Raw genomic sequence first — 15,124 nt, forward strand, 5'->3', positions numbered from 1 at the left:
AATTATGGCACAACTGTTCAGAAATTTATGTACCAAATACTAGGATAGGAGCAAAGGCACACTGGATCCATATGCGAGCTATAGAGAGTCTACAGGTGTCAAAATATTTGAAAATATCACTTTTACTGTTCCAAAAACAAAGTATTTTGTACTCGGAGATAATCGCAATATTTCAAATGACAGTCGCTATTACGGTTTTATTCCACAAAAAAAGATAATTGGTGTTGTAAAAGTCCCATTTTGGGTAGCAAATCATAAACTTATAAATTCCGTTTGTAGCTATTAATAAAAAAATTTAAAAATAAATTGTACATACGTCAAATGCTGACACCTTAAAAAATTGTTTTGTTAAAGCTCACAAAAACCCAGAATCCACCGTGTGGACTCTGGGTTTAATACTTCTTTTTAAAATGTTTTTCACATGTACAGGTTGATTCTAATATCCGCTTAACAATGAGACATGATCAAACACAAAACCAATACTTGTATTTAAAATCATTGTTAATTCCGCACCAACAAATGAGTAATAATAAACCACCCGTTTGACTAAAAATTACAAAAGTCTATTAAATTAAAATCTTCATTTTTCGCAAATACATAACATAATTTTGAGATACCTTATTGAGGCTGTTCATTTGAAACGACTGTCTTTTCATGGAAGTATGTTACCCCACCAAAAATAAGAGTCCAAATAATCGCACCAATCGCACCAAAAATATCTTCTGGAATAAAGAATAAACTTACAAAAATAATCAAGAAGAACGCAATAGTCAATGGGCTGGTGAATTTATATCCAGGCATCTTGAAACCATTGGGTAGAAAATCATTTGATTCTCTGTATTTACGATGTGCCAGCATCGCCAATGTATAAACAATAATGTACATATCACTTGAAACACCCGTTACAATCGTAAAGACAGATGTGGTTGCACTAGTCAAACTCATAATTGGAGTAATTAAAACCAGTGCAGCAGAGAGAAGAATTGCAGGCGATGGGACTCCGCTTTTAGAAATTTTAGCAAACTTTTTAGCCATAAAACTATCTTTAGGAACTTCCGTTGCAAGCTGATAAAAATGTCGTCCCGCAGAAAATATACAGCTATTAAGTGCCGAAGCAGCTGAGGTCAGTACAACAAAATTGATAAGAGCTGCTGCTGCAGGAAAACCAGCCAATTTAAACACTTGAACAAAAGGACTGCTGTCTGCGGACAATGATGTCCATGGAATAATACCCATAATAACGATTAAAGCACCTATATAGAACAATAAAATTCGCAATAAAGTCTCATTAACAGCTTTTCTAATAATGGTATGCGGCTCTTTCGCTTCACCAATTGTGATACTTACAAATTCGATTCCTTGAAAGGCAAAAAAGACCATCGGGAAAGCCGAAATAAAATTAAAAACACCGTGCGGAAACAAAGTATAATTATGAAAAATATTCCCAATTGAAGCGTGACCTAACGGGGTTACCGAGTGACTAAACATCATAAAAACACCTGTAGCGATTAAAGCAATAATAGCAATGATTTTAATCATAGCAAACCAAAACTCAGCTTCTCCAAACAATCGAGCTGCAATTAAGTTAACACCGGCCAATATTCCTAAAAATACAAGTTCAACTATCCACGAAGGTATGTTTGGAAACCAAAATTTTACATAAGTTGCAGTTGCAGTTAGTTCAGCCATACAGACAAAGACTAACCCTATCCAATAAGTCCACCCCGTAAAATGCCCAACTGCTGGTCCTAGATAACGTGAGATAAAGGAAACAAAAGTATGTTGAGAAGGATCAGAATAGAACATCTCGCCAATTGCTCTCATCATAAAGAAAAAAAATAATCCTAAAGCCAAATAAACTAGCATAACCGAGGGACCTGTTTTTGAAATAGTACTTCCTGCACCTAAGAATAGACCAGTTCCAATAGTACCTCCAATAGCAATCATTTGAACGTGACGATTACTTAAAGCTCGTATTGTACCATCTTGATTGGTTGCGTTCTTTTCTTTCATAAAAGTTCCTCCTTAAATGAGACTGCTCAAAGCTATAGCTAATCATTCTATAATAGCTTTAACTAAGTATACCACCTTTTCGTTTTCATGTTACTTTTTATTACATTGATTTGGCAAAACATAGTTTGCATAATAAAGTTATATCATTTTTTTGTTTTGAAATATTATCTCTATTACAATTTCAGGAATCAACAATAACTTCTTCTATATTCGATTACTTGTCTATGTCCAAACTATTTTATTTACATTGCTTATTCGAAAATGTCCAGACTTGAAAAATACTATGAACAATTTTAGTTATCGCTCTGCAGGTAAAAAGACACGTGCCGCTTGTTCTTGAATCGCCTGTACCATCACTTGAATTGCACGAACCGACATTTGCGGTTTACGAATAACTAAATAGATATGACGAACAGTGGTTGGTTTAAAATTGAGAAGTTTAATCTGGGTTAACGGCTCTGTTATTGCTAAAGTTGGCAATATTCCGACAGCCAAGTTACAGCTGACAGCTTTTTGCAGAGTAGTATAACTCTGACAGATCCCTAGAACATTAGGTTTAAAACCCGCATTATTACACAGTTTGTGAACAGCACCAGCCAAATATGCGTTTTGAGGTTCTAGAATCCAATGTTGATTTTTGAGTTCATTGATTGAAATATCTTCATTATCAGATAAAGGGCTATCTTTACCGACTAATACCTGCAAATGGTCAGTTCCCAGCTTAATTAATTTATAATCATTATTCACCCCCAGATTTTCCGCACCAAAATATGCTATAACAGCTATGTCAAATTGATGTGAATCTAAAGCAGGCATACTCTGATCTGGTTCCATTTCTGTTAAAGTCATATTTATCTGGGGATGCTGTTTTTTAATCTGGGATGCAGCTGGTATCACAATTGTCTGCAAAGCACTTGAAAAAGCTACAATTCGCACGGTACCTTGGATCCTTTGTGATGAGTCCTCAATTTCATTTGTCACACTTTCAAGTTGATTTAAAATTGGAGTTACTTGTTTAACAAGTTTTTGCCCCGCTATAGTTAATTCGACATTGCGCCCTACTTTTTCTAATAAAACAGTATTAGTTTCATTTTCAAGCACTCTTAGCTGCGTGGAAACTGTTGCTGGACTAACCAGCATAACTTCTGCTACAAGCCGCATCGTCCCTAATTTTTCAAGCTGAACCAACAATTGCAAACGCCATATATTTAACATATGCTACCACCCTTTAATTTTTTTGAACTGATCGTTTATAATTTATTGATTGTTTTCATTTAATTAATTAATCATAATAAACGTTAAGTTCCAAGAGATCAATCCACAAATCTAATGAGGTGATAATAATGAATTCTGCATTTGAAAAGCGTACCGCTCCTTGGAAAGATATTGAACAGCATGTTGGACGTTATGGTGCACCATATTTTATTCCTGAAATAATTGATCATGCTAGTGGAAGTTACCTCTATACAGAAGATGGGCGCAAAATACTGGACTTCACCTCTGGTCAGATGAGTTCAACACTTGGACACTCCAATCCAGAAATTGTCCAAATTGTTCAGCAGTCAATTGGCAGATTGGACCATTTATTTAGCGGGATGCTTTCTAGACCAAGCATCAATTTATGTACAAAAATTTCTAAAAGCACTGGTGATCTATTACCCAAAGTAATTCCACTGACTACAGGATCAGAAGTTAATGAAGCTGCTATTCGCCTGGCAAAAGTCGTTACCGGCAAGTTCGAGATCGTTTCATTTAACCGATCATGGCATGGTGTCACTGAAGCCAGTGCTGGAGCAACGTACGCTTCAGCAAGAAAATTAGGTGTTCCAGGTTCCCCAGGACAATTGTCAATCCCCACTCCGTACTCTTATCGCCCAGATTTTATAAATGCAGATGGTAAGCTAGACTGGCAAAAACAGTTAGACTATGGTTTTGCCATGGTTGATGCTCAATCTGTCGGCAGTTTAGCAGCTTGTATTATTGAACCTATTATTTCCGGTGGCGGAATATTAGTCCCCCCTAAGGGATACCTTGCAGCTTTGAAGCAAAAATGTCATGAGCGCGATATGTTATTGATCTTCGATGAAGCTCAAACTGGTTTCGCACGAACCGGCAATTGGTATGCGTTTCAACATGAAAAAGTCGTTCCTGATATCTTGACGCTTTCTAAAACCTTAGGGGCAGGATTGCCATTAGCAGCTTTAGCAACCACTGCGGAAATTGAACAAAAAGCACACGATAAGGGTTTCATCTTTTATACTTCTCATGTCAATGATCCTTTAGTAGCAGCGGTTGGTTGTACAGTAATGGATATTATCGAACGTGACCAGCTGGATCAGCAAGCCTTGAAAAAAGGTACATTTTTAAGAAAAGGATTGCAACATCTTGTAGATACACATGAAATAGTTGGAGATGCCCGTGGACGCGGCTTGTTACAAGGAATTGAAATTATTAAAAATTCCGCTACAAAAGAACGTTCAGAACGGCTGGGAAATCTGATTACAGCACGCTGTTTCAAACTAGGTTTGCACATGAATATTGTTTGTCTGCCAGGAATGGGTGGTGTTTTCAGGATTGCTCCACCACTCACAGTCAGCTATCAAGAATTAGAGGAAGGGCTCCAAATATTGGAACAAGCCATTTCAGAGATCGAAGCTGAAATTTAAAAGGAGGCTTTTTATATGGAAATTAAAATTAAACGTAAATACTCTTTAAAAACATTGCATAGTATTGAAAAAGAAATAAAAATGATTAGAGAATACGATCCTTCTGTGACATCTAATGCAGAAATCATTCTGACATATTCTGGTCTGCACGCAGTGTGGTTATACCGTCTATCTCATCATTTATGGTGCCGTGACCATCATTTAAGTGCGCAATTAGTAACACAATTTTCACGAATATTTACAGGCGTCGAAATCCACCCCGGTGCAAAAATAGGTAAACAGTTGTTAATTGACCACGGAACTGGAGTCGTTATTGGTGAAACAGCAGAGATTGGCGATGATGTTGTTATTTACCATAATGTAACTTTAGGTAGTGTTAATAATCATGGTACACGAAGACATCCCAAAATCGGTAATCATGTTTTTATCGGAGCTGGAGCGACTGTTTTAGGAACAATAGAAATTGCAGATAACGTTAAAATTGGTGCAGCAGCAGTCGTTTTACATGATGTTCCTGCGGGAAAAACAGTTGTTGGCAACCCTGGAAGGATTCTTTAAATTAATTCCGCATTATAAGACAACATAAAAAAGGCCCAGCCTTCACATAGTGAAAGCTGGGTCTCATATAGTCTATTTGTTGACTTTAAAGTTTTTCTTTTTTAACAACATTCAACTTGTCATCCAAATCATAAACAACTGGTTGACCTGTTGTCATGTGCTGTGGTAATTACATTTCTGTCTTCAAGTAATCCCGGGGCGATTTCGTCTTTCCAGAATACATCCAAAAATAGTCTGAAAGCCTACCATATTGAATATTGAATCATTACCCCAAAACTGTTTTGATATTGGCAAATTCTCTGATTCCCAAGTTGCTTAATTCGCGGCCATAACCAGACTTTTTAATACCACCAAACGGTAATTCCGGTAATGAAGACAATGGTTGATTAACAGCAATTTGCCCAGTTTCGATTTTTGAAGCTAATTTGCGAGCTTTATCTAGATCCTCAGAATAAATCGCGCCACCCAGGCCATAATTCGAATGGTTTGCCAGTTCAACGATTCCTTTTTCATCATCAATTTTATAAAGCTGCGCAACTGGTCCAAATAATTCGTGATCGTACATTGGATTATCATATGTCATTCCACTAATAATCAAAGGCTTAAAGAATGCCCCAGGACCTTCAACTGCTGTTGGATCACCCCACAAAACTTTTGCACCACCATCTAAAACAGCCTTGACTTGTTTTTGCAGATTCTGCTGAGCACTTTTTGAGGATAGCGGAGCTAACGTTGTTTTTTCATTCAAAGGATCACCGGGTTGATACTTGGCAAATTCTTTCTTGATAGCTGTTAAAAATTCATCATAGATTCCACTTTGAACCAAATAACGTTTAGCAGAAGTGCAAGCCTGTCCGGCATTACGTAAACGCCCACTGACAGCACCAGCCACAGCTTTTTTCAAATCAGCATCATTTAGGACAATGCAAACATCAGTGCCACCGAGCTCCATTGTCGATTTTTTCAGATTATGACCAGCTTCAGCTGCTATCAACTCGCCTGCTTTTTCTGAACCAGTCAAAGCCACACCTTGAACCCGCGGATCACCGATCATCTGATTGACCTGATCATAAGTCGCAAATAAATTTTTAAATGCACCTTTTGGCAGACCTGCAGCTTGGCAAGCATCATCAAATGCCTGAGCACATTCTGGAACAATGCTGGCATGTTTAAGGATTACTGGATTACCAAGAATAAAATTGGGTGCAAAAACACGCATAACTTGGGTATATGGAAAATTCCAAGGCTCAACAGCAACAACCGCGCCAATCGAACTGAATTCAAGATGTGCTTTACGATCAGCCATGGCAGTATAATCTTGGTCTACCAAAGCAGCTGCTCCATTCTCAACATAATAACGAGCAAATGCAACTGTTTTTTTGACTTCCCCTCGGGCTTCACTAATCAATTTGCCCATATTAGCAGTCAAAAAGTTAGCATAGTAATCAGCCCTTTTAGTAAATTCATCAGCTAAGGCAGACAACTGCTCTGCTCGCTGTTCAATTGGCTGTTCCTTAGCCTGTTGATAAAAATTATTTGCATTTGTTAAAGCTTGTTCAACCTCTTCATCCGTTGCTGCAGGAAATTCTTTGATCAATTCTCCATTATATGGATTAACTACACGATATGACATTAAAAATTTTCCCCTTTCTTCTCTAACGATAATACACTGTCATTATAGTAAAAAATTGCTAATAAAAGCAATCACTCTTGTTAATTATCAAAAAATATCACCTCAGTCCTATTATTTGTCATAAACTGACATTCTCAAGTTAGCTTATGGCATAAAAAGCAACAAAAAGATGACATACAAAATAAGGTCCAGCTCCCTCTAAAGGGGGCTGGGCCTTATCTATTCTCACTCTATTTAAGCTTAAAGTTTTTCTTTTTTAACAACGTTCAACTTGTCATCCAAATCATAAACAACTGGTTGACCTGTTGCCATTTCAACACCCATGATATCTTCATCTGAGATACCTTCGATGTATTTTGTGAGGGCACGAAGTGAGTTACCATGTGCTGCGATGATAACGTTCTTGCCATCTAATAATGTAGGAGCGATCTTGTCTTCCCAGAATGGAATAACACGTTCCAAAGTAACTTTCAAGTTTTCGCCACCAGGAATAGCACGTGGGTCTAAATCTGCATAACGACGATCTTGTGCTGCAGAACCTTCATCATCAGCACTCAATAATGGAGGAAGGACATCATATGAACGACGCCAGATATGAACTTGTTCTTCACCATATTTTTCAGCTGCTTTTGCCTTGTTCTTACCTTGCAATGCACCATAATGACGTTCATTCAAGCGCCATGTTTTTTCTTCTGGAACCCATAACTGACCAGATTCTTCTAAAGCAAAGTGCAAAGTCTTAATAGCACGAGTCAAAACTGAAGTATAAGCTTGATCAAATTCAATTCCTGCTTCTTTAAGTTTGCGGCCTGCTTCTTTAGCTTCTTTTTCACCTTGTTCACTTAAGTTAACGTCTACCCAACCAGTGAAAAGGTTCTTTAAGTTCCATTCACTTTGTCCGTGACGAATAAATACTAATTTTGTCATAACTAGCGAAAACCTCTTTCATTTTTGATTTGATTACAACTCACATTTTACACTGAAAAGCTGAAAATTCATAGTGCAAACGCTATTCAATCGTGAAAATAATCATTAGTACTGTATTTGTTCTATTAAAGCTGTTGTCGCAGCTTTAATATTAGCCGGTGTTGTTGCCAGATTGACTCGGATAAAACCCTTTCCGGCTTTTCCAAACATTGCCCCAAAATCAACAGCTAAATGTGCCTTTTTCTCAATAACATACTCTAGGTGTTCCGGCTCAATGACTGCTGAAAGATCAACCCAAGCAAGATATGTGCCCTCAAGATCGTACACGATTGCTTCAGGGCAATACTTGTGCAAATTCTCTTTCAAATATTCATAGTTGCTTCTAACAACATTCAGCAAACCATCCAACCATTCGGCTCCACTTGCGTAAGCCGCTTCAGCTGCAATTTTTCCAATGATACTACCAGCAGGAGCTGCAAGCCGTTCCATATAATGATCGTAACGTTCGCGGACTTGTGGATTAGGCATTACAACATGACTATTCTGCAAAGCAGCTAGATTAAACGTCTTTGAGGCAGAATCGACCATCACCGTATTATCACGATAAAAACCATCTTTGATCGACAATGCTGAAACAAAAGTTTTTTTACCGACAATCAAATCATGATGAATCTCGTCAGAAATAAAAAGGACTTTCTCTTGGCGGCATAATTCAAGCAGCGCCTCCAGTTCATCCCTGTTCCAAACGCGTCCAACTGGATTGTGCGGAGAACAGTTGATGAAAAGCTTTACATGGTTTTTTTCGATTTTGTTTTTAATATCTTCTAAATCCATTTCATAGCTGGTTCCATTTTGTTTGAGATCCGAGGTTATCAGCCGTCGATCATTCTGCTTGATCACTTTCATAAATGGATAATATACAGGTTGTAAAATCATGACTGCATCATCCGGTTGTGTCAAAATATTTACCAACGTACTTAGAGACTGAACAACCCCCGTACTGAATCTGATCCACTCATGCTGTATTTCCGTCCCATAGCGTTCACTCTGCCATTTACAATAAATTTTATAGTAACTGTCCGGTGTCTTCGAATAGCCGTACACGCCATGCTCGATTCTCCTTTTCAATGCATCCGTCACTTCTTCTGGAACTTTAAATTCTGTATCTGCGACCCATAAAGGCAGTAAATCATTCGTTCCAAATAATTCGTCCATTCCATCCCACTTAACAGAATCTGTATTGTGACGATCCACAGCATAGCGTTTTACAAAATCCTCAACACTTATCAATTCTTTCCATCCTCTCTTAAATTACGTTTCCTTTTCAAGTTCAATGTGCGTTTTTTATTATTTCTGATTGGTTTTACCCCTATTATATCCAGTAAAAAGGTAAAGATTGGAATTCCCACAATCAACCCCCACATCCCAAAGAAATGTTCTGAAACAAATAAGACTGCAAAAGTATAGAAGATCGGCAGCTCCGTCTTATTCGACATTAATTTAGGATTCAGTACATAAGATTCAATCGAATGAATAACGAGCAGCATAATAAGAATATAGACAACATAATTTATCCCGCCGACTGAATATCCAATAAAGCTCATCGGAATTGCCGAAATAATCACACCTGCAACTGGAATCAAACTCATTAAGAAAATGAGTAATGAGAGACTAAACAATTGCGGCATGTTCATCACAGCTAGACAGATCGTTGTCAGCGTTGTGTTAACAATTGCGATAATAAATTGTGTTTCAAGCACGATACCAAAAGTATTAACAAATTTTTCAGCAAAAAAATAAATATCCTGAAAGAACCACGCGAAAGGTCCTTTTAAAAAGCCTTTTGAAAAATGGTACATCTCTTTTTTCTCAAGTGTGAAGAAAAAGCTCAACATTAACGACACTACAAAAGTGAAACCCATTGAGCCAATACTCGTCAAATACTTAAAGAGTAATGTAACTCCATTTTTCATTTGGGCGGTAATCTCAGAATTGCTGATATAATCGTTGAGATACTTCATCACCGTATTCGTATCACTCGTTGGATTCTGATAAAAATTAATCACATATTTTGCCATTGCTTCAGTCTGCGTGAACAACTTAGGCAGATAGATCGTCACTGCAAAATAAAGTAAGCTTACAATTATCAAATAGACTCCAATTATAATCAGGCGCGATGGGATTTTAACATGCTTTCGTATACTCTTGTTGAGACTAAGTACCAAGAACGTAAAAATAAACGTTAATAATATTAGACTTAACATGCTTTTCATCAAATACAACACCAAAATAATGATAAGCAGGACAACTGTCCTACGCAATTTGACATTCGCCAAAAATTTTTCCCATACACCCAATAACATCACTCCTCATAATCATTGTTGCTTCTACTTTTAATTGTACATAAACTAGCGTCAAAAATCTGCTTTTAGCAGAACAAAAAATAATTTTTACAAATTCGCTTATTTTTAGCACTCACGATTAACATGAATATAGCAGGGACCAAACACTTTCGCGCAGTAATTAAGAATTGAGCACATACTCTAGTTTTGACTATGAACAGTAATCCGTGGCTGCACGTAAAACATGACTGTTGGATTACATCAATTACAATAAGTCAAAAAAGAACTAAGCCAAAATATACCTTTGACTCAGTCCCTTAGTTTCAGTCACTATTAGTTAGCTTTTACCATACTATTAGGTGTTATATTTCTAAAAAAAGGCTTTAATCTTACTTATAATCAGAAAGCATATTTCTCAAAATCTGCAATTTTTCCTTTATTTCACGGCCTGTGTCAGTATCCGCCACAGTCTGACGTTTTAGTTCTTGGTTTACAACCCTTCTCGTAGAAAGAATATCACGTCCATTTTTAATCGCATCTTCCTTAGATGTGAAGGGATGATGCGTTACCAGCTGTAGCCCGTATGAATTATATAAAAGTGTATAACCACCAATGCCAGTGGTCGGTTGATAAGCTTTTGAATAGCCCCCATCAATAACAATCATCTTTTTATTAGCCATAATCGGCTGACTACCTTTTTTTACAGGGGTATGTCCATTGATAATGTGACCTTCATCTGCATTTAGCCCAAACTCATTCAGCAATTTGCGACAGAACCATTCCTCTTTGCGTAAATTGTAATATGCGTTTTTCCTTTCAACATGTGTGTCTTTATCTTCAATAAAATATCGTGAAAAAGTTGTCATCGCATGCTTACCAAACAATGGTGATAATGGTCCTTGCCACAAATACCACACCATATCCGTTGCCAGATCATCGTTTTTATCAGGCTCACTGTAGGCTTTGCGTAGCTGTTTTTCAAAGAAATCAAGCAACCCTTTTCCTTGGTACTTTTGGCTTCCAAATTCGAAAAGCTGAAATGAACCATCTTTTTGAACTGGGATACAACCGTGAAAAAGAAGGTTGCCATTATAACACTTATACATGCTTCCTTTTTCCATCATAAAGTTTAAATGTCTGCGCAATTTGGTGGCATTTCCAAATGATTCAAGTAGTGAGCGCGTAACCTTTTCCTCTTCTTCTGTTAACTTATACGGATCTTGAGGATCAATTGTCGAAAAGCATTTGCATGCTAGCGGATATGTTTCATTACCAATTTTGATTTTACTATTCTCATAATCAATTTTATCCAATAAAGTAACATTATTCATTCTAAATTCCGGACGCCGTTGACAAATCTGTCCTTCCAGCTTGAACTGAATCATCGCAACAGCCTGATGAATTTGCGTAATCTGTTTTCTTTCATCCGGTCTAATGACTTCGGTATCTTCAACCGTTTTAGGCCTAAAAGCTTTTACATCTGTGTAATTCTGTTCTGCAAACATCGACAAATGCCGCAAATTGATCCCATATGCATCTTCAATAATTGAAAGATTGTTATACCGGGCACAAATTCGAAGAAGATTCATAATACACAAGGCCGACCCTGAGACAGCACCTAACCAAATAATATCATGATTTCCCCATTGAATATCGACTGAATGGTACTTCATCAGTGTATCCATGATCTTATCTGGTGCCGGCCCGCGATCATAGATATCGCCTATAACATGTAAATGATCAACGACAAGCCGCTGTATCGTATAACAAGTTACCGTGATGAATTCATCAGCCTGATGGAGTGCCACCAAATTATGTAAAATCTGGTTATAATAATTGCGCTTGTCTAATTCTTGCTGATCGTTATACAGCAATTCCTCTGTTATATAAACATAATTTGGATCCATCGCTTTTCTAACTTTAGAACGTGTATATTTAGTAGCTGTAATTTTTAAGACTTCAATCAATCGTGCAATAGTGTTCAGATACCACTGATCCAGTTCATCTTGAGTCGCAACATGCTTCTTGCGGTAAGCAAGTTTGTCTTCAGGATAGTAAATTAAGGTCGCAAATTCTTGAATATTCCGTGGTGTTAAGCGCCCTCCAAAGTTTTCATTGATCTTTTGTTTCACGTTTCCAGAACCATTTCTTAAAGTGTGATCAAATGCATTATATTCGCCATGAACATCGCTCACGAAATGTTCTGTGGCTTTTGGAAGATTTAAAATTGCCTCTAAGTTAGTGATTTCGGTGACAACATCCTGTTTTGCAGGGAATTTCTCACGTAACAGTTCTTGTGTATACGACATTTTGTATTCTCCTTAGCCCTTTATCTCACGTATTATTGTTAACGATAACATGCGGTTAGTATATTCAATAATATACACCATATTGCAACAAATACCAATAGCATTTAAAATCCCTAAAAAGGCTTACTAAAGCTTAAATAAACGTACAAATAATTAGCAATACCAATTATAGTTTTAACAGCAATTAAGTTGCAAAAAATCGTTTTTAATGATAAGGTATAGCCATCTAATGTAAGGGGATTCATAAGGAGGAATTTTTAATGGTAAACACAAAAATTGAACGAACAGAGGCACGTGCGACAAAAAATACGGAATGGCGTTTGTCAAATGAGGAAAGTGGTCATTTCTTAGATGTTGTCTTTTCAAAAGAACTTGAGAATGACATGAAAAATAGTCGCAACTTTTCCTTTAGCCGTTTTGAATCCGAACAGCTCAATTATCTACGTCCCCTCGTTGAAACATTGGACAGCAACTACCAATTGATTCTTGATAAAAAAGTTATCGGTTCTGATTTTTTGCCGCTTTCCTCTGAAGATGCCGATCACTTGCTTAAAAAAATTAGTGCTTGATTCTACAACGTCACTTATTATCATGGATATAATGGGAAAAATAACACAATATTAAGTGTTTAACAGAGAGCATTAGCATATGATGCAACACGTTAATGCAGGTTAAGTTGAAAAGGGAGCTAGGCCAAAATTTAACTTTTGGCCTAGCTCCCTTTTTGGTTTTCGTATAAGTGCATCCCCATAAGTCAGATTCTGGGCGAACTCCTTTCCATTACCTCACACTTAATTACAATTTTATTTTTATCAAGAGAACATTTTTTAGTTGCTTTGGCTAACGTAACAGGATCTTTATCATAACGTGGAGTTTTAATTAATTTATCCATTGAGACTCCAGCAAAATGAAAGGCTGCGATTTCACCCGAACGAACTGCACTTTGCTCAGTAAAAATCATCTGATACGGCTGTTCAACAAACTCTCCTGTAAATGCTAAATTCGTCGAATGTGCTGGAATGATCTCAGGTCGATCTGTCTTTGCTCGATTATTGAATAAAGCCGACGCATACGGCATATAGACTGGAATACAGTTAATAACACTGTTTAAAATTTCTTCTTTTTTGTCCACAATATTAAGTGGCCCCGGATCAACTTTTGCAAGCTGCCCCAGCAATTCCAAAACCATTTCTTTTCCATTCATTTTAATGTACTGCTTATCAACAAATTCTCCTTTGCGACGAGGGTACAAGAAATAACCCCAAATAACAGTTTCATTTGGCTTCTGTGTTGTAAAATGCGACTGATGATGAACCACAATCGACATATTAACATCTTTGTGACCTAATGGAGTAATCGGTACAGTTGAAATAAATGAATTCAATGCATTTCCCGGCAGTTGCATCGTAATTCGTGTTATTTCATTAAGTAGCAGATGATTTTTAGTTGTCAGCGTAAAACTCACCCATTCACTTGCATTCCGATCAGCAAAGAACTTATCTGGATTACCCAAATTATAGAAATGTTCTGTCGCTTTCTTCCAAAGCCCCGCTGCCGCGCCATAATCTAAATTCTCAACAGCTGGTTTCGTATAATCGCCCAATGTTGCAGAATCCGTGATCGACCCATTGGTAAAAATAACGGCTGTTTGATCATCAACTGTAACAGTTTCCTCTTCCCCTGTTAGAGTATTCTCCATCTTTAATCCGGTTACAGTTATTTCATCTTGCATCACTGTTTCTTTAAATTTCCAATCGGTAACCCGCCGATTCAAAATAATTTTACATCCCTGCTCTTTAAGATAATTTATCAAAGGCAACATGATACTCTCATACTGGTTATACCGCGTACGATTGACACCCACCAAATGTTCAATCTGCGTAAATTCGTAAATCATTTGATGCATATAACGCCGCAGCTCTTGTGCAGAACTCTGTGTTCTAAATGCAAAAGTTGTTTCCCACATAAACCAGAAGTTAGTCGTAAAGATATGTGGGTCATTCCTAAAATAATCTGCAATAGAAACATTATCGAGCTCTTCTTCTTTAGAATCAGGTAACATGATAAGCTTAGTCAGCAAGTAACGATCCTTATTGTTCAAACCGAGCTTTCCCGCATTCAAAATTCGTTTTTCGCCTTCAAGCAGACGAGCCTTATCAAAAGTTCGATGTCGTGCATCAAAATCTCGAGTATCCTCTGCGGCAGTCATTCCTGGTTCTGTTATAGAAGGTATCCTTCCTAAAAGATCCATTAAATCAACGTATGTGCGATAATTGAGCATCCGTCCGCCCCGTGCAACGTAGCCTTCTTGATTCTCTAGTGGGTGATTTCTATTCCAATACTCATCCGTCATATCTGCCGTTTCAGCACCATCATTAGATCCATGATCATCTAGCGAATAAAAGGTAATTTGTGATCCCTTCCAATGCCCCTCTTGGATCAAATAAACTGCAGCTGCCATGTTTGCCAAACCTGCTCCAATCATAATGGCTTTGTTTTTAATCATATTATCCCTCCCGTAGTTTGTTATCGCTTCCACAGATCATTATAAGCTCATAGACATAAATATTCTATGTTTAAGATATTAATTGTTTATAACGAAAAAAAGGTTCATTGATGTCACCGCTTGTCTGACATCAATGAACCTTTTAAAAACTATCCACTTTCTGTATTTTC

At 37.3% G+C, this 15,124-nt stretch carries 12 protein-coding genes; 4 read left to right on the forward strand and 8 right to left on the reverse strand.

Annotated elements, in window-relative coordinates:
- The first annotated feature begins 61 nt into the window (after nt 1-61).
- Nucleotides 62-286, forward strand: coding sequence for a signal peptidase I (gene lepB, locus FD20_RS08645; RefSeq protein WP_083489094.1), 225 nt, complete (start codon nt 62-64; stop codon nt 284-286).
- Between the two features lie 332 nt (nt 287-618).
- On the opposite strand, the gene FD20_RS08650 is transcribed toward lepB, so the two are convergent.
- Nucleotides 619-2,013 carry an amino acid permease gene (locus tag FD20_RS08650; RefSeq protein ID WP_057737742.1) on the reverse strand — a complete coding sequence of 465 codons (1,395 nt, stop codon included), beginning with the start codon at nt 2,011-2,013 and terminating at the stop codon, nt 619-621.
- Nucleotides 2,014-2,310: 297 nt separating this feature from the next.
- Entirely contained in the window at nt 2,311-3,228 is a 918-nt protein-coding gene (locus tag FD20_RS08655; RefSeq protein ID WP_057737744.1) for a LysR family transcriptional regulator, read from the reverse strand.
- A gap of 128 nt (nt 3,229-3,356) precedes the next feature.
- Here FD20_RS08655 and FD20_RS08660 point away from each other — a divergent pair, with 128 nt between their 5' ends.
- Complete coding sequence (locus FD20_RS08660) at nt 3,357-4,679, forward strand: aspartate aminotransferase family protein (protein ID WP_057737746.1); 1,323 nt, start codon at nt 3,357-3,359, stop codon at nt 4,677-4,679.
- A 15-nt stretch (nt 4,680-4,694) separates the two neighbouring features.
- Complete coding sequence (gene cysE / locus FD20_RS08665; RefSeq protein ID WP_083489093.1) at nt 4,695-5,237, forward strand: serine O-acetyltransferase; 543 nt, start codon at nt 4,695-4,697, stop codon at nt 5,235-5,237.
- 265 nt (nt 5,238-5,502) lie between these two features.
- Here cysE and FD20_RS08670 read toward each other — a convergent pair whose 3' ends face one another.
- From FD20_RS08670 to FD20_RS08690, 5 genes are all read right to left on the reverse strand, one after another.
- Complete coding sequence (locus FD20_RS08670) at nt 5,503-6,870, reverse strand: NAD-dependent succinate-semialdehyde dehydrogenase (protein ID WP_057737748.1); 1,368 nt, start codon at nt 6,868-6,870, stop codon at nt 5,503-5,505.
- A 240-nt stretch (nt 6,871-7,110) separates the two neighbouring features.
- Entirely contained in the window at nt 7,111-7,797 is a 687-nt protein-coding gene (locus FD20_RS08675) for a 2,3-diphosphoglycerate-dependent phosphoglycerate mutase (RefSeq protein ID WP_034988528.1), read from the reverse strand.
- A 105-nt stretch (nt 7,798-7,902) separates the two neighbouring features.
- A complete protein-coding gene (locus FD20_RS08680) occupies nt 7,903-9,084 on the reverse strand; it encodes a MalY/PatB family protein (protein WP_057737805.1) in 1,182 nt (393 codons plus the stop codon).
- Complete coding sequence (locus FD20_RS08685) at nt 9,084-10,154, reverse strand: AI-2E family transporter (RefSeq protein WP_057737750.1); 1,071 nt, start codon at nt 10,152-10,154, stop codon at nt 9,084-9,086. The genes FD20_RS08680 and FD20_RS08685 overlap by 1 nt, the downstream gene beginning before the upstream one ends.
- A gap of 374 nt (nt 10,155-10,528) precedes the next feature.
- Nucleotides 10,529-12,448 (reverse strand): fructose-bisphosphatase class III, encoded by a 1,920-nt coding sequence (locus tag FD20_RS08690; RefSeq protein ID WP_057737752.1) that lies wholly within the window; start codon nt 12,446-12,448, stop codon nt 10,529-10,531.
- Between the two features lie 260 nt (nt 12,449-12,708).
- Here FD20_RS08690 and FD20_RS08695 point away from each other — a divergent pair, with 260 nt between their 5' ends.
- A complete protein-coding gene (locus tag FD20_RS08695; protein WP_057737754.1) occupies nt 12,709-13,017 on the forward strand; it encodes a hypothetical protein in 309 nt (102 codons plus the stop codon).
- A gap of 185 nt (nt 13,018-13,202) precedes the next feature.
- Here the strand turns inward: FD20_RS08695 and FD20_RS08700 are convergent, their stop codons facing one another.
- Nucleotides 13,203-14,954 (reverse strand): oleate hydratase, encoded by a 1,752-nt coding sequence (locus tag FD20_RS08700; RefSeq protein WP_057737756.1) that lies wholly within the window; start codon nt 14,952-14,954, stop codon nt 13,203-13,205.
- Between the last annotated feature and the right edge of the window lie 170 nt (nt 14,955-15,124).

This window comes from Liquorilactobacillus uvarum DSM 19971, assembly GCF_001434935.1.
Classification (GTDB): domain Bacteria; phylum Bacillota; class Bacilli; order Lactobacillales; family Lactobacillaceae; genus Liquorilactobacillus; species Liquorilactobacillus uvarum.

Bases quoted from the DNA above. Each gene is read 5' to 3' on its own strand.
- FD20_RS08650 (WP_057737742.1), bottom strand. From the start codon at position 2,013: ATGAAAGAAAAGAACGCAACCAATCAAGATGGTACAATACGAGCTTTA.
- FD20_RS08655 (WP_057737744.1), bottom strand. From the start codon at position 3,228: ATGTTAAATATATGGCGTTTGCAATTGTTGGTTCAGCTTGAAAAATTA.
- FD20_RS08660 (WP_057737746.1), top strand. From the start codon at position 3,357: ATGAATTCTGCATTTGAAAAGCGTACCGCTCCTTGGAAAGATATTGAA.
- cysE (WP_083489093.1), top strand. From the start codon at position 4,695: ATGGAAATTAAAATTAAACGTAAATACTCTTTAAAAACATTGCATAGT.
- FD20_RS08670 (WP_057737748.1), bottom strand. From the start codon at position 6,870: ATGTCATATCGTGTAGTTAATCCATATAATGGAGAATTGATCAAAGAA.
- FD20_RS08675 (WP_034988528.1), bottom strand. From the start codon at position 7,797: ATGACAAAATTAGTATTTATTCGTCACGGACAAAGTGAATGGAACTTA.
- FD20_RS08690 (WP_057737752.1), bottom strand. From the start codon at position 12,448: ATGTCGTATACACAAGAACTGTTACGTGAGAAATTCCCTGCAAAACAG.
- FD20_RS08695 (WP_057737754.1), top strand. From the start codon at position 12,709: ATGGTAAACACAAAAATTGAACGAACAGAGGCACGTGCGACAAAAAAT.
- FD20_RS08700 (WP_057737756.1), bottom strand. From the start codon at position 14,954: ATGATTAAAAACAAAGCCATTATGATTGGAGCAGGTTTGGCAAACATG.